Source organism: Photobacterium satsumensis, assembly GCF_050336935.1.
In the GTDB taxonomy this organism is placed as follows: Bacteria; Pseudomonadota; Gammaproteobacteria; order Enterobacterales; family Vibrionaceae; genus Photobacterium; species Photobacterium satsumensis.
Window position 1 is genome coordinate 146,354 of the sequence record NZ_JAKJSK010000010.1, and the last position, 16,057, is coordinate 162,410.

Consider the following 16,057-nt stretch of genomic DNA (forward strand, 5'->3'; position numbering starts at 1 on the left):
GGGCGTGGTGAGTAGGATCAGCGTTTGCATAACAGTGTTATCTTTGCTTGTTACGTCAGGCTGTACGGTATTGGGGCCGAAGTTTGAAGGCGTGGCACCGGCTACGTTGCCAACATCGTGGTCGACATGGGATCTTGAGCAAAGTAAAAACAAGACTGCTCGCTGGTGGCAGCAATTTAATGACCCTGTTCTCAATGAACTGGTGGAAAAAGCCAGTCAACAGAATCTCGATTTAGAAGCGGCGGGTCTGAGGATTTTGCAGGCAAGGACAGCGGTAGGCGTCGCAGAGTCGTTTCAATACCCACAGCGGCAAAATGTATCGGGTAGTGTGGCGAAAATCTACCAGAACGAGAATACCTTTGATAACGCTTCGTTAAGTTTTGATGCTGCTTGGGAGCTGGATGTTTGGGGACGTTATGTGCTTGGTGTCGAGTCAGCTGAAGCGAGCTTGTATGCGTCTATCGCTTCCTATCACGATATTTTGGTCACCATTACTTCAGAAGTTGCGAGAAATTACATCAACTATCGGACATTTCAAGAGCGGGTTCTGCTCTCGGAGCGGAATATCGAGATCCAGCGTCGCGTGGAGCGTATCACCGAAATTCAATATGAATCGGGTGATGTGACCGAATTGGATGTCCAGCAGGCACGAACTCAGCTATATAACACGGAGTCGGCACTCCCGAGTTTGAAAATCGGCATGATGCAATCGCGTAACGCGATTGCTGTATTGCTTGGTATTTTGCCCGAACAAGCAATAGTGCTGTTAGATAGTCCTTGGGTGAATGCCAAAGTGAACGCCTTCGACAATAAATATGAAGGCACCCGCAGTAGCCGGTTAACCAGCGACTACGATCAATATTCATTGATTCCCGCAACGCTACCTCTCAGCACTCAAGTTGATGCCGGTTTGGTGTTGCGCCGACCTGATCTACAGCTGGCTGAGTTGCAGGCCCATGCACAAAGCAGTCAAATTGGTATTGCCGAAGCTGATTTATATCCGCAGTTTTCTTTGTTCGGTGTCATTGGCCTTAACAGTACGGTGCCAGCGGGTAATGATTTTAGTTTTAGCGATTCTCTCAACCTTTCCCTTGGCCCCGCGTTTTCGTGGAATATTTTTCAGTACGGCCGGGTGAAAAATACGGTTCGTGCTCAAGACGCTCGCTTCCAAGAGACGTTGACTAATTACAACAAGCAGGTGCTGCTGGCGGTACAGGAAGTCACTAATGCTTTGGAGTCTTACCAACTTAACCAATATCAGCAGAAACTTGCCTTTCGCTCTGTGGATGCATCGGTACGGGCTTACAACATCTCGTTGACTCAGTATGAAAATGGCCAAATTAGCTTTGAGCGTTTGCTCAATTCACTCGAGAAAATGACCCGAAGTGAAGATGCCTATGCCGTTGTGAAAGGGAATGTCGCCAATCAAGTGATCGCGCTTTATAAGTCACTCGGCGGCGGATGGGAAGCTGAAACCGGTCGGCCATATCTCAATGATGCCTTACGGTCTCAAATGGAAAGTCGGACTGACTGGGGGGAGGTGCTGGATGAAACGCAGCTTCCTGTCTTGTCGCCCAATGAAGTGCCGAAAGCCGTATCCCCCTTTGGTGAGCCGATTGATCCGACCAAGCAACGTTATCCTGGAGGCCCATAATGGAAGTGCCGCATGAAATGTCATGGGGAGACGTGTATTACTCCCCCTTTTTACTTGTCATCATTTTGTCTGTGATTGCGACTTGGATAACGGTAGTGATTTTAAATAAAACGCGGCTATCTCGACTGATTGCCTACCCATCGATGACATTTTTGGCAATAACGGTGCTCTATAGCGTGGCTATTGACGCTTACTTTATTCAATTTTAGGTGTGCATATGAAGAGTATAAAAAAGCTATTCGTTATTGCGCTAAACCTCATCATTATTGGTGGTGCCATTTATTATGGCTATCAGAAATATCAAGAATATTTCGACAATCCATGGACCCGTAACGGCCAAGTCCGCGCCAATATTGTTAAGGTGGCGCCGCGAGTTTCAGGGCCTGTTGTTTATGTGCCGGTTGTCGACAACCAATTTGTGCGCAAGGGAGAACTGTTATTTCAAATAGACCCTACGACGTATGAGGTGGCGCTGTCACAAGCAGAAGCCTCTCTTGAGAGATCGAAAATAAGCTCGAAAGGCAAGAAAATCGAATTAGACCGCTTACTCGATATTCAACGCAAAGATAAAGGGGCTGTATCACTGAAGGACATTACCCGTAGGCAAATCTCTTATGAAGAGTCGCTCATTCAAATCAAAGTGTCAGAGCAAAAATTGCGTGCAGCCAAATTGAATATGGAATTTACCCAGGTGTTCGCCTCGGTTGATGGCTATGTGTCTAACTTGGATATTCGAGAAGGCACGCAAGCTGTCGCCAATCAGCCTTTACTTGCCTTGGTTGATGTAAACAGTTTTTGGGTGTTTGGGTATTTTCGTGAAAACCAGCTTTCAAATATCACTATAGGCGATCAGGCAAAGGTGACCTTGATGGCTTATCCGGAAGAGCCGATTGACGCGGTAGTAGACTCTGTGGGGTGGGGGATAGCCCCACAAAATGGCGCAGTGGGCTATAACTTATTACCAAGCGTGAATCCGGTTTTTCAATGGATCCGTCTGGCGCAACGCATTCCGGTAAAAATTACCCTATCGACATTGCCAGAGGGCGTGAACCTACGTTTCGGCATGACCGCATCGATTATGGTGATGGAAGAGCATCGGGATTCAGAAGTAGAGCACACACAATAATCGGATTAGGAGGGGAGATGGGTAAGAAAATCACCGAGAAAAATAATTTTTACTACCTCACGATCGCTTTGATTATTTTGCTAGTCAGCTCATCACTCGATCAGGTACTGCATATTACTTGGCTCGATAAAATTATGCAGGGTATCACCTTGTTGACGTTTGCTGTCTGCTTGCTGAGTTTGCGCTTCGATTCCGCTTGGTATCGCTTTTTGCTCAGCCTTGCGGTGGCCTGGATTGGGCTGGTGATTGTCAAAGAGCTGTTTGATTTCAAGCAAATTGATATCGCCATGCTGGTACTGATGCTGAGTTTCTTTTTCGGTACGTTCAAATCCATCATGCGGCAGATCCTGTTTACCGGCTCGATTGATAATAACAAAGTCGTGGGTTCGCTGGCTCTGTTTTTACTTCTCGGCTTAATGTGGGCCATTGCCTATCTGCTTATTCTTGAGTTTTCCCCGGAATCCTTCACTGGCTTAGAAGCCAAAAATTGGGGGGATAACTTTTCCAATGCCGCTTATTTTAGTTTTGTCACTCTAACAACATTGGGTTATGGCGACATGAGCCCAATCTCACCCGTTGCTCAGGTCATAGTGTATTTAGAGGCGATTGCTGGTGTGTTCTATATGGCAATTGTTGTAGCCAGCCTGGTCGGCGCCAGCCAAAACAGTCAGGAAAACAACGATGGATAAACAACTTGAAAAATACAAAAGCAAGATATTTATCAATAATATGCTGGAGTCCTCAATAAGAATTGGACTGCTGTTAATCCTGCTTGTATGGACTTATGACATCATCAAGCCCTTTGTCATCCCTGTACTTTGGGGGGCCATCATTGCGGTGGCCTTGATGCCGCTGACCCTTAAGCTTGAAGGCGTAATGAAAGGACGGCGAGGGCTGTCTGCCACTATTCTGGCCTTAGTGGGTATCACTATCTTGGTCGTGCCGCTGGTGGTCGTCATGGGGTCTATTTTTGATGGGGTGGTTGCCATGACCGATTTCTTGCAAAGCGAGACGGTCAAGTTGCCTGGCCCGCCAGCTAGAGTGGCTGAAATCCCAATGGTGGGAGAAAAGCTACACAGTACTTGGGCGTTGTTTGCGACCAATATGGAACAGGCCCTGGTGCGGTATGCTGAAGAGATAAAAGCGGCAGTGGCTGCTTTTGCTGGAGCTCTGGGAAGTGGCTTAGCGACGGTCGTGATGTTCATTATCTCTTTGCTGATCGCGGCCGGCTTCATGGCACATTCTGAGTCGATGTCGAAAGCGGTAGGACTGGTATCGGTTCGAGTTGTTGGCAAGCACGGTGAAGAGTGGGCAAGTCTGATTGCCGCGACTATTCGCAGCGTACTGTTGGGTGTAGTGGGTGTTGCCTTCATCCAATCAGTATTGATTGGTGCCGCTATGTTTGTATTTAGAATTCCTGCAGCAGGCTTAATCACTTTTGTCGTTTTCATTTTAGCCATTGCCCAGTTACCCGCCTTGTTGATTGTGCTGCCAGTGATTGTTTATGTGTTCTCGTATATGGATACCACACCGGCAACCATCTTTACGATCTGGGTGCTATTGGCCGGGCTATCTGACAACTTGCTCAAACCGATGTTGATGGGGCGAGGAGTAGAGATACCAATGCCGGTTATTCTGATAGGTGCGATAGGTGGGATGATCTCGGCCGGTATCATAGGGTTGTTCATTGGTGCCGTTATCCTTGCCATCTGGTATGAGCTATTTACGACATGGATGAAGTTACCTCAAGAGGAGGATGACAGTGTCAACGAGGCAGATGAAGCGCCTGTGGTTCAGCCAGATACCGAGTGATTCGTGTTGTGGTATACCTTGATGTAGTGCGTCCTTGAAGACGTATGCTCCTGAAATAGTATGGATAGAACGGCTGGAATAATGATTGTTTTGCCACTTTCATATTCCAGCTTTTCTTTGCTTGTAATTCGAATAATTACTCTATACTTGATTTGGGGATATGCCTCTACAAAAGGACGTTATTGGTATTTTGCTGTTCCAATAACAATAGAATTTAGTTTTCTGGCTATAACGACAGGATGTTGCGGTAATGAGTAACTTTTTTGATAAAGCAAGACGAGCGATAAACCAGCTAGAAGTGATGGTGAATACCATTTCTATGCCGAAAGTAAAACAAGGTGAGAAGAACCTCAGCAAGCCGCTTACCGACCAATCGAGTTCTCTAGTGAATAAAACGGTGTTTATCAGCGGAGGTTCTCGCGGCATTGGCTTTGCGATTGCCAAGCGATGCGCGCAAGAAGGGGCGACAGTAGTCATAGCGGCGAAAACGGCCGAACCACACCCAACATTACCGGGCACCATATATACCGCAGCAGATGAAATTAACCAGGCGGGTAAGGGTAAAGCTATTCCTGTTGTTTTAGATATCCGAGATGAAGCCGCGATAGCCAGTGCGGTAGAGCAAGTCGTGGCGCAAACCGGTGGCATTGATGTTGTGATCAATAACGCCAGCAGCATTCATTTACAGAACATGGAAAACACCCCAAGTAAGCGTTTTGACTTGATGTTTTCGATTAATGTACGAGGAACATATTTGTTGACGCAAGCTTGCTTGCCGTATTTACGCAAGGCGTCCAATCCGCACATTTTGACTCTATCGCCGCCAATTGATTTAAGCCCACAATGGTTCAAGAATTACGGTGCGTATACCAGTTCGAAATATGGCATGTCGATGATGACCATGACTTTTTCCAATGAACTTAAAGAGTATGGTATAGCGGCAAACTCCTTATGGCCAAAAACCACCATTGCAACTTCTGCAATATCCCATATGAAGAACGGCAAGAAAATTATGGATCATTCCCGCCATCCGGAAATCATGGCAGATGCGTGTTACGAAATTATCACCCGCGAAGCGACCCAGTGTAGCGGACAGTTTTTTATCGACGAAGAAGTGTTGCAGCATCAAGGGGTGACTGATTTTTCTGAATATGCTTTTAAGCCCGGTGCGAGTTTGCAGCGCGATCTTTTTTTAAGCTAAGGTCAATGATCAGCTGTTATTTACCTTGCAAAGGGCTGCAATGTAAATAACGGCTGGCCACACATTCCTTTTCATTGCGTGCCAATCAATTCTCTCCTTAATACCCAGAACAAGATACTCAAATGGAAGATATACCCAAGTAATCTCAAGTTGTAGGATTCATTATAGGCTAATGAAATTGCTCATCATTTACTGCAGTGTCCGCTTCGGGCTGATGTTGGGGCGGTAATTGTGTTTATCACAAATGCGGGTATCATCGGGTGTGTGATGTGTAACTAGAGGTATTAATGCAGCAGTTTTTCAAAAATATTTACCAGTATATCAACCCAGAGAAGGATCCTGCTTTGCAAGCAGCGACCCAGCAGTGGGAGTCAACGTTGCCAACATTATGGCTACTGGGTAAAACTGGTGCAGGAAAATCGACCCTGATAGCAACGGTTACGGGTAATGAATTGATTGAGGTTGGTAACGGTTTTCAACCTTGCACCCAGACAGCGGTTGAATATGCTTTTCCCTCAGAAAGCCCTGTACTGCGTTTTCTCGATACCCGAGGGTTATCTGAAGCTGACTATGATCCTTCTGATGATATATCGGCCTGCCAGGCACAAAGCCATGCGCTATTAGTCGTTATGAAGGCTGAAGAACCGGAGCAGAGTGATGTGCTATCGGCATTGAAGAAAATCCGTAAAGATGGGCGGATTGATAGTTTATTGGTGGTTCATACCGCTTGCCTGTCTATTTTGGAGCCAGAGCAGCGCCTCCAAGCGATTCGATATAACCAAGATCAGGTTGAAAAAGTGTGGGGGACGACGCTTATGTCGGTCAATGTTGATTTCCACGCGGCGGCACCAGACGCTATAGCCACACAGACTAATGAACTGTTTGGGCTATCGGTGCTTAATGAGCGGTTAGCAGAAATGTTGCCGATTATTCAGTTGATGCAGCAGGCACAGCAACATGGTGACGCAGAGGATAGTAACTTCCAAAGGCTACAACAAGAAGTTATGTGGTATGCCGGTAGTGCGGCGGCTTCCGATGCACTTCCTGGCGTTGGCTTGGTGTCTGTACCTGCAATCCAAGGCAAAATGCTGCACAGCTTGGCGAGGCAATATGGTGTTGAGTGGAACCGGAAGCGTTTTACCGAATTTGCCGGTTTACTGGGTAGCAGTTTTGCGCTGAAGTATGCCACTAAGCTCGGGGTTAGACAGCTCGCGAAATTTATCCCTATCTATGGGCAAACAGTAGGCAGTGCAGTGGCTGTCGCGATTAGCTTTGGGATGACCTATGCCATTGGCCGCGCTGGCTGTAAATACTTGTATCACATCAGCCGCGGGGAAGCGGTTAATGAGAGTGATATTCGCCATGTATTCGAGCAAGCATTAAAGCAGGCAAAGGAAAGCCATGAAAAAGACCATCAATAGCCTCAGCCTGCTAAGTCGCTATTCGGCGGGCTTTGCTCCTTTAGCTTTTGCTTCGATGATCATCCCGGTATGTGTATTGGCGGGATGGGGGCTTTTTCGGATCATCCAAGATGATCAATGGTTGTTCTTATCGCTGTTAATCGCCTCCTCATCGTTTGTTGTGATCTTGGGCGCTATTTGGTTACGCCGAATGCGCCGCTTGTCTGGCAATCGTATTGATATTGAGGGGGATTATGATGTTGCCCCATCCGGAGAGTGGGGGGAGTTTGACCGCAATGTGTGGACTTCTCTTAATCCAGAAATAACACGCCATTTAGAGCAGGACGAAAGTTGGGTCGGGTTAAGGGAGCATGCCTTATCTCTGTCGATGGCTGTTGCCAGCCAGTATTACCCGGATCGTGACGCCCAGGCACTGTCATTTACCGCGCCCGAATTTCTCTTGATGCTTGAGAAGGTGAGCCATCGTTACCGGCACTTTTTACTGAATCATATCCCCTTCGCCGAAGCATTGAAGTTGTCGCATTTCCAGCAAGGATATCAACATAAAGATAAGCTTGGGGCAGCAAAGAAAGTTTACGATGTCTACCGGGTATTCAGGGCAATGACACCGGCCGGCTTAGTAGCAGAGGCGAGGGGACAACTGCTGGGCCATTTGTTTGATGAAGTCAGTGAAGAAGTTCAGCACACCCTGAAAAAAGTCCTGTTGCAGGAAGTGCTATCTGTTGCGATAGATTTATACAGCGGCCGATACAAAGCCGATGAAGGAGAGTTAAATAGCACTGACTCTGACAATGGTCATTTTGCTGAAGAGTTAGAGCCTCTGCGGGTTGCCGTTATTGGTCAGGTAAGTGCGGGTAAGTCTTCTTTGGTTAATACTTTTGTTGGCAATATGGTGGCTGAAGTGAGCGCGATTCCTTCAACGGAGAATATCGTCGTCCACCGCTGCTATGTTGATGGCATTGATATTATTCACCTTGTTGATTTACCCGGTATCGACGGGCAGGACAAGACGAACCAGCTGTTGGTCAAGCAGATGGCACAAAGTGATATTGTTGTTTGGGTGTTGAAAGCTAACCAGCCTGCGAGAAAGAGTGATCTGATACTCCGTCAGCAATTTGATGAATACTATCAGCAGGCGGAAAATCGCAGTCGTAAAAAGCCACAAGTGATCATGGTGCTTAATCAGGTGGACCGCTTATCTCCGGCCTCAGAGTGGCAGCCGCCGTACGACTTATCTACGCCGCAATCAGCTAAAGCCAACACGATAAAGGCTGCGCTTGATTTTAATAAGGCGCAGATCATGCCTGACGATGAAGTCGTCATCGCGATGCCACCGAATGATCAACCTTATAATATGGATAGCTTGGCAGAAGCGCTGTTGAGTGCATTTCAAGATGGGGTAAATACCCAGCTCAACCGGCGTCGAATCGAGCATAAGAGTGACGCATTGACGACACAGGCAAAGCGGTTTTACCGGTTAGGCAAGGTGGCGGTCAAACAGTGGGATAAATGATATTCACCCACACGGTTGCTTCTGTGTGGGTGAACGTCAAAAGCTATACCAGCGTGTTAATCCATTTCCGGCTGATGAAACGACGGGTAGAAGCGACCCATTTGAAGAGTGTTTCAAGGAAGAAAGCCGCAAAAACCCATTCGGGGCTTAGCCCTAGCCAAAAGGTCGAAAGTGCCGCTAAAGGTATACCGAAAGCCCACTGGGTCAGCATATCTTGATAAAGGCAGAATTTCACATCCCCCCCAGCTCTTAGGACGCCAACGACTAAAGTTGTTGGTACTGAACGGAGTACGATTCCGACGGATAGAATAGTCAGGAACTTTTCAGATAATAATCGAGTTTCACCACTTATTGCTGAAAACTGGTCCAGAATAAGCCCTTGGTTAGATAAAATGAACAAAGATACCGCTATCGTCACAGCGACAGCAATGCACAGCATCGATATCGCTTGGTAGTAGGCGGCATCGTAATTTTTGGCACCAAGTTGGTTTCCAATAAGTACTGCTGAAGCATTGGCAATACCGACAAGAAAGCTTAATGAAACGGATTCAATAGGGGTCATGACGGCTAATGCCGCAAGCCCTTGGGTGCCTGTATTCCCCATAATGGCATGGTAGGTAAAAATCCCTCCCGCCCAGATAAGAAAGTTAAACGTGGTTGGAACTGATAGGGTTAGGAATTGTTTAATATTTGCTGGTGTAATTGCACATCTAATATCGCTTTTACTCAAAGTGAGCAGGTGGCTGCGAGTACGCAAAAATATAAATAAGCAGATGACTTCGAGCGAGCTACTGACCAGCGTAGCGATAGCCGCGCCTTTTATCCCTAGTGCAGGGAAGCCGAGATGACCAAAAATTAACAGCCAATTAAGCAAGATATTAACGGTTATTCCAATGCCGCTAATCAGGGTACAGATACCCGGTTGTTGCATTGACTTTAAACTTGCCGAATAACTACTGATGATGGCACTACCAAACAAGCTAAAAGAAGTGATAATGAGGTATTGGTTGCCAAGCGCGATCACTTCGGAGGAATGAGTTGCCACCCCCATGAGATATGGAGCAAAGAGGCATATTCCGAGGACGATGAACATTGTGATTGTTAACGTACAAAATAGGCTCAGGCTAGTGCTTTCCCTCACCCCTTTCCTGTTTTGCGCTCCCCAGTGCTGGGCAGCTAATAGACCGCCTCCGGTCGATACTCCCAACAGAATGATGGTGGCAACAAAAAACGCTTTGCTGGCAATACCAATTGCAGCAAGATCCGGTTCGCTCAATTGACCCAGCATAAGAACATCGACGAGGCCCTTACTGGCAAACATAATATTTTGCAGCGTTATAGGTAGCGCGATAGTGAGGACTTTTTTCATAAAGTCACCACGTGCGTGGGCATGAACCTGTTCAAGCACTGCAAACATTGTGTTTGTCTCTATGGTAGTGAAAGGTTGGAGAGAGTGAGGCTACTTGGCTCGCATTATTCTGTGCTCAAGCCCACTAATACTGAGGATTGCTATTTCAGAACGCTTCATATTGTTCACCGTTTCTAGCATGTCCTGGCAATAGCCTTGGCTAACCATCCATTGCATAGGCGTCGCGAAACTGTCTTCATTCACGATTACCGTTTCATCCTTCAACTTGCCATCAGTAACTTGAATAACCCAAATTCGTGATTGATATTCCAGCATGTTTTTAAACGTTCTGCTGATTTGAAAGAAAATACGCTTTGCTGGAGATACCTGATTCATCACTTAATTTTCTTAGTAAATAAAGATATCTGCATGATACATGAACTATTTGCGGCTTGGTGTTGAAAAAATAGGCGATAGGTAAGTAATGGCAAGGAAATGTTTCAAAGCGGGTAGGGCAAGACAGCATGGGAGACAAATCTCCCAAACTGTTTGTATCGTTGGTTCGCTTTTATCGACGCTTAATTTTCCGCGGAATCACTTCCACTCCAGTGCGGTATCGGCCGGCAATGGCATTTAGCGCCAGTTCCAATGCATTATCAGCAATGAGTTCAAACTGCTGCGGTAAAGACTGGATCTTTATCGGTAAGAAATCGAGTAGGCGGTTGTCACCAAAAGTGGCAAGGTGGGTTTTTTGCATTAACTCCGGATTTGCCAGTAAGCAATCGAGTACACCTTCAAACAGGGTATAGGAGGTTGCCAGAATAGCGTCTGGCATACAGCCACTATCGATCCAGCTTTGTACCTGCTGCTGACCTTGTCGTTGGCTGAAGTGATCGCCATTTGCTATCAGCGATTTGATTTCAGGCTGCTGTGTTTGGGTACTGTACGAACGGATAGCGGATAAGAAACCTTGCTCTCGCTCTTTGGAAACCCCCAACTCAGGTACGGCTCCAACTAAGCCGATCGTTTTGATCTTTTTGTCTAATAGGCTAAAAGTGAGATCAAATGCACCATCGAGATCTTCGCTGATCACACTGGCAAATACTTCATCATTCATTGCACGGTCGATCGCAATAATGGGTACGCCGCCTTTTTGAATTCTTTGGTAGAAGTCGTTATCGGTCGGTAAGGCGCTTGCGACAATCAAGGCGTCGATACGGCGACTGAGCAGGGTTTCAGCCACTTTCATTTCGGTTTCCGGGTCATCATCAGAGCAGGAGATGATCAGCTGGTAACCTGCTTTTCGGACATTACTTTCGAGAAGCTTGGCTATCTTTGCATAACTGCTGTTTTCGAGATCAGGAATGATCAAGCCGAATGAGCGACTGCTTCCCGCGCGGAGAGACGTCGCAGCATGATCGGGCCGGAAATTGTATTCATTAACGACGGCCATTACCTTTTGCTGGGTTTTCTCACTGATCCGATACTTCTGTGCTTTGCCGTTTATCACGTAACTGGCAGTGGTACGGGACACGCCGGCAAGTTTTGCTATTTCATCTAGCTTCATTCTGATTCTTGTTGGTTACAGTTAGCGGACATCCTCATTCTACTGGTTCATACCCAGAACAGAAAGAGGCAGGCTCGTTGAATAATATGCGCGTATGCTCATGGTTTTGTGCGGCGGATCATAAATTCAATCAAGATCTCCCAGGCACATTTGCAATATTAGCTGAAACCATTCAGCATGTCAGCTGAATGGTTTCAGCATCGATATAATTTTGAACTAGATTGTGCTGAAATTTTATTTTGACCAAAAGCTGAATCGATTCAGTCAGCAGGTATCAAGTTGGTCATTTAGGTTTATATTTGTGTAGACGGGGAGAGAAGACCACCGGTCTTCACCAGGTTTAACGAAACTGGAGTAAACACATGCTGTCACTCTCAACAAAAGATATTCAGCTCAAACAATCAGCAGCTGATAAGCAAGAAGCGATTAAGGCGATTGCGGCTGGTTTGGAACAACAAGGCTTGGTTGAAGCCGGCTATGTTAACGGCATGCTGGATCGCGAGGCGCAAAATTCAACATTTCTTGGTAACGGCATTGCGATTCCTCACGGGACAACCGATACCCGCGGCCTAGTGAAAGAGACAGGGGTACGTGTTCATCATTTCCCGCAAGGTGTTAGCTGGGGCGACGGCAAAATTGTTTATCTTGCAATTGGTATCGCGGCGAAATCTGACGAGCACCTTGGCATCCTTAAGCAATTGACCAAAGTGCTGTCTGCTGATGGTGTCGAAGACAAGCTGAAAATGAGTGACAGCGCAGAAGGCTTGATTGCCATTTTAAATGGTGAAGCGCAGCTAGAAGCTGATTTTGATGAAAGCTATGTTCAACTTACCTTCCCGGCAACTGATCTCGTTCAGTTAACGGCTGTGGCAGCAGGCTTAGTGAAAAATCATCAAGCTGCAAGTAACGAAACAGTCGCTGATGCGATTGCCTCTGGCGCAACTCATTTAGGTCAAGGTCTATGGATTGCCAAAAGTAGTAAAGGTGTCAGCCGTACATCCCTAGCCTTTGTTACTCCAGCAATCCCATTCGAAGAAGCTGGCTTCCCAGTAAAAGGCCTGTTGTTTGTTGCTGCTTGCAATGGCGCGCACGTCAATAACATGAATTACTTGGCCCAGCTGCTTTTCAATAATCAAACTGGAAAGTTATTCGCAGCGACTGCCGAACAGGCTGTGAAACTTCTGACCGAAGAAGCACTAGAGGGTAATACCGAAGTCTTCAAGATCCGCAATCCGCATGGTTTGCATGCCCGTCCGGGTGCCATGCTGGTGAGTGTCGCCAAAAAATTCAACAGCAACATCTTGGTTGCTAATCTGAACGGTGAAGGTAAAGCGGTGAACGCTAAGAGCCTGATGAAAGTGATTGCCCTTGGGGTAAAACAAGGTCACGAATTACAGTTCACAGCCCAAGGTGAAGATGCCGATGTAGCACTCGCGGCGATTGGGCAAGCCATTGCTGACGGTCTTGGCGAGGGCAAATAGTGATGACTCTATCTCAAAGCATGAATAACAAGCCGAAGGTCGTTACGGTTACCCTCAATCCTGCCTTGGATCTTACCGGTAGCCTCGATGTCCTGAATCCAGGTGCGGTGAACCTTGTCAATACCGGTACATTACACCCAGCAGGCAAGGGCGTGAATGTCGCGAAAGTTTTGGCTGAACTGGGTGCAGAAGTGACAGTGACTGGTCTTTTAGGGGCAGATAATCAAGAGCCGTTTTGCCAGCTGTTCGAAGAGCTCGGTGCCAATGACGCTTTTGTGCGTGTAAAAGGGGCCAGCCGCATCAATGTCAAATTGGTGGAGCAAAATGGCCAAGTCAGTGATATCAACTTCCCGGGTGTTGAAGTCGGTGAAGATGATCTGAAGGCTTTCGAAAGCACACTGCACACCTTGGCCGAAAGCCATGATGTCTTTGTGATAGCAGGTAGCCTTCCTCGTGGTATTACACCAGAGCAATGTGCCGCGTGGATCCAATGGCTACACGATAACGGCAAGCAGGTGTTGTTTGACAGTAGCAAGGCCGCCCTTGCTGCAGGTTTGGATGCGTCACCATGGCTGGTTAAACCTAATGACGAAGAGCTTGCCGATTGGGCTGGACGTGAACTCGATTCTGAGCCTGCCTTGCTCGAAGCTGCTGAGCAGCTTTCAGAAAAAGGTATTACTAACGTGGTTGTATCACTGGGCGCGGAAGGTGTTATGTGGTTGAACGGCGAAGGTTGGCTCCGCTCCCAGCCACCGAAAATGAATGTAGTGAGCACTGTGGGTGCTGGAGACACATTAGTTGCTGGTTTGTGCTGGGGGCAGCTCAAGCAGTGGAATAAAAAAGAGACATTGGGTTTTGCCACAGCATTGTCTGCATTGGCTGTTAGCCAAGTAGGCGTTGGCGTTGAAGATATCAACCAGGTGCTGAAAGTAAAAGAAAGTGTCCAACTCAATAACGTGAATAGCTGATTCGGATCAGAGGGTGTTGAAATGAAAATTGCAGTAATAACAGCGTGCCCGAGTGGTATTGCAAATAGCATTATTGCCGCTGGCTTAATTGAAAAAGCAGCAGTAGACCTTAAATGGACAGCAGCAGTAGAATGCCAGTCTTCAGTCGTACCGGTAAAGGCACTGAGCCAAACCGTGATTGATGAAGCTGATTGTATTGTTGTAGCCGCAAATACTGCGGTAGATACAACGCGATTCAAAGGGAAGAAGCTGTCCCAAATCGCTATCGAAGATGTATTGGCTGATCCGAAAGCGGCGCTTTCCCAAGCGGTGAGCCAGGCTGAAGTACTCACGGAAGTAGTTTCTGTTAGCGCAGAACAAGGCAATGAGTCGGCGAGCAAAAAAATTGTGGCGATCACCGCTTGTCCAACCGGTGTTGCCCATACCTTTATGGCTGCAGAAGCGTTGGAAGAAGAGGGCAAACGCCAAGGTCACCAAATTAAAGTTGAGACCCGAGGCTCTGTCGGCGCGAAGAACCAACTCACTGCTGAAGAAATCGCTGCTGCCGATTTGGTCATCATTGCCGCTGATATTGAAGTGGATCTTGCTCGCTTTGCCGGTAAGAAACTGTATAAAACCAGCACCGGTGCAGCACTGAAGAAAACGACAGAAGAGTTTGAGAAAGCCTTTTCGACAGCGGCACCTTATCAGCATCAAGCTGGCTCTGCGTCTGACGGTGAAGCAAAGCAAGAGAAGACCGGAGCCTATAAGCACTTGATGACCGGTGTTTCCCACATGTTGCCATTGGTTGTTGCCGGTGGTCTTTCAATTGCGTTGTCATTTGTATTTGGTATTACCGCATTTGAACAAGAGGGTACATTGGCGGCGGCCCTGATGACGATTGGTGGTGGTTCGGCCTTTGCCCTGATGGTACCGGTACTGGCAGGTTTCATTGCCTTCTCGATTGCTGACCGTCCGGGTCTGGCTCCAGGTTTGATTGGTGGTATGTTGGCAAGCTCAACAGGTGCCGGTTTCCTTGGTGGTATTGTTGCCGGTTTCCTTGCGGGTTACAGTGCTAAATTTATCGCTGAACACGTTAAGCTGCCACAATCGATGGAAGCGCTGAAGCCAATCTTGATCATTCCGTTGCTATCAAGCTTGGTAACCGGTCTTATCATGATTTACGTGGTGGGTGGGCCAGTTTCAACGGCGATGACTAGCCTGACTGACTTCCTCAACAACATGGGCTCTGCCAATGCGGTGCTGTTGGGTATTATCCTGGGCTGTATGATGTGTTTCGACTTGGGTGGTCCGGTAAACAAAGCCGCATATACCTTTGGTGTTGGTTTGTTGGCGTCGCAAACTTATGCGCCGATGGCTGCGGTAATGGCTGCCGGTATGGTTCCTGCGTTGGGTATGGGTCTGGCAACGTTCTTGGCTAAACGTAAGTTTAACGCGGGTGAAGCAGAAGCGGGTAAAGCCTCTTTCGTATTGGGTTTATGCTTTATCTCGGAAGGTGCGATTCCATTTGCAGCGCGTGATCCAATGCGTGTTATTCCAAGCTGTATGGCGGGCGGTGCACTCACGGGGGCGCTATCTATGTTGTTCGGTGCCAAGCTGATGGCTCCACACGGCGGCTTGTTTGTACTGTTTATTCCGAACGCCATTACACCTGTGCTGATGTACTTGGTTGCGATTGCGGCAGGTACGATTGTTACTGGTGTGGCATACGCGTTCTTGAAGAAATCTGATGAAGAGTTAGTGGCAGTTGCTGAAGCAAAATAAGTACTTAAACATATTCGTTAGATAAAGATAGCCCCGGCAAAAATTGCCGGGGCTTATGCCACCGCTGCCTACGGTATTCTTTGCGTTGCCCTAAACTTCTTAGAAGTTACCAGAGTTATCTTTCCGTGACATAAGATTTTTTTAGTATCTCTGTTAAGACAGACGTATATATTATGTAGGCATTCCCTGCGTGTAATACAAA

At 47.2% G+C, this 16,057-nt stretch carries 14 protein-coding genes; 11 read left to right on the forward strand and 3 right to left on the reverse strand.

Features of this window, described 5'->3' with window-relative positions:
• Positions 1-7 precede the first annotated feature (7 nt).
• The 8 genes from L4D79_RS20680 (at position 8) to L4D79_RS20715 (ending at position 8,727) form a co-directional block, all read left to right on the forward strand.
• The gene (locus tag L4D79_RS20680; protein WP_428653878.1) at positions 8-1,654 is read left to right on the forward strand and encodes a TolC family protein; all 1,647 of its coding nucleotides are present in this window, start codon (positions 8-10) and stop codon (positions 1,652-1,654) included.
• Positions 1,655-1,659: 5 nt separating this feature from the next.
• Positions 1,660-1,863, forward strand: coding sequence for a DUF1656 domain-containing protein (locus L4D79_RS20685; RefSeq protein ID WP_428654103.1), 204 nt, complete (start codon positions 1,660-1,662; stop codon positions 1,861-1,863).
• 17 nt (positions 1,864-1,880) lie between these two features.
• Positions 1,881-2,780 carry an HlyD family secretion protein gene (locus L4D79_RS20690; protein ID WP_428654106.1) on the forward strand — a complete coding sequence of 300 codons (900 nt, stop codon included), beginning with the start codon at positions 1,881-1,883 and terminating at the stop codon, positions 2,778-2,780.
• A gap of 17 nt (positions 2,781-2,797) precedes the next feature.
• Positions 2,798-3,469 (forward strand): potassium channel family protein, encoded by a 672-nt coding sequence (locus L4D79_RS20695; protein ID WP_428653880.1) that lies wholly within the window; start codon positions 2,798-2,800, stop codon positions 3,467-3,469.
• The gene (locus tag L4D79_RS20700) at positions 3,462-4,592 is read left to right on the forward strand and encodes an AI-2E family transporter (protein WP_428653882.1); all 1,131 of its coding nucleotides are present in this window, start codon (positions 3,462-3,464) and stop codon (positions 4,590-4,592) included. The genes L4D79_RS20695 and L4D79_RS20700 overlap by 8 nt, the downstream gene beginning before the upstream one ends.
• A 250-nt stretch (positions 4,593-4,842) precedes the next feature.
• Complete coding sequence (locus tag L4D79_RS20705) at positions 4,843-5,793, forward strand: SDR family oxidoreductase (RefSeq protein WP_428653884.1); 951 nt, start codon at positions 4,843-4,845, stop codon at positions 5,791-5,793.
• Between the two features lie 287 nt (positions 5,794-6,080).
• Positions 6,081-7,214: a YcjF family protein gene (locus tag L4D79_RS20710; RefSeq protein ID WP_428653886.1), complete on the forward strand. Its 1,134-nt coding sequence runs from the start codon at positions 6,081-6,083 to the stop codon at positions 7,212-7,214.
• A complete protein-coding gene (locus tag L4D79_RS20715) occupies positions 7,195-8,727 on the forward strand; it encodes a GTPase family protein (RefSeq protein WP_428653888.1) in 1,533 nt (510 codons plus the stop codon). The genes L4D79_RS20710 and L4D79_RS20715 overlap by 20 nt, the downstream gene beginning before the upstream one ends.
• Before the next feature lie 43 nt (positions 8,728-8,770).
• Here L4D79_RS20715 and L4D79_RS20720 read toward each other — a convergent pair whose 3' ends face one another.
• The 3 genes from L4D79_RS20720 to cra form a co-directional block, all read right to left on the reverse strand.
• Positions 8,771-10,144 (reverse strand): MATE family efflux transporter, encoded by a 1,374-nt coding sequence (locus L4D79_RS20720; RefSeq protein ID WP_428653890.1) that lies wholly within the window; start codon positions 10,142-10,144, stop codon positions 8,771-8,773.
• Between the two features lie 42 nt (positions 10,145-10,186).
• Complete coding sequence (locus tag L4D79_RS20725; protein WP_428653893.1) at positions 10,187-10,471, reverse strand: hypothetical protein; 285 nt, start codon at positions 10,469-10,471, stop codon at positions 10,187-10,189.
• Between the two features lie 172 nt (positions 10,472-10,643).
• Positions 10,644-11,642, reverse strand: coding sequence for a catabolite repressor/activator (cra, locus tag L4D79_RS20730; RefSeq protein ID WP_428653895.1), 999 nt, complete (start codon positions 11,640-11,642; stop codon positions 10,644-10,646).
• A gap of 362 nt (positions 11,643-12,004) precedes the next feature.
• On the opposite strand from cra, the gene fruB reads away from it, so the two are divergent.
• Genes fruB through fruA form a run of 3 tightly spaced genes read left to right on the forward strand, consistent with a single transcriptional unit; the run spans position 12,005 to position 15,855 of the window.
• Positions 12,005-13,123, forward strand: coding sequence for a fused PTS fructose transporter subunit IIA/HPr protein (gene fruB, locus L4D79_RS20735; RefSeq protein WP_428653897.1), 1,119 nt, complete (start codon positions 12,005-12,007; stop codon positions 13,121-13,123).
• 2 nt (positions 13,124-13,125) lie between these two features.
• Positions 13,126-14,091, forward strand: a complete 966-nt coding sequence (gene pfkB, locus L4D79_RS20740) for a 1-phosphofructokinase (RefSeq protein ID WP_428653899.1) — start codon at positions 13,126-13,128, stop codon at positions 14,089-14,091.
• A gap of 21 nt (positions 14,092-14,112) precedes the next feature.
• A complete protein-coding gene (gene fruA / locus L4D79_RS20745; RefSeq protein WP_428653901.1) occupies positions 14,113-15,855 on the forward strand; it encodes a PTS fructose transporter subunit IIBC in 1,743 nt (580 codons plus the stop codon).
• Positions 15,856-16,057 lie beyond the last annotated feature (202 nt).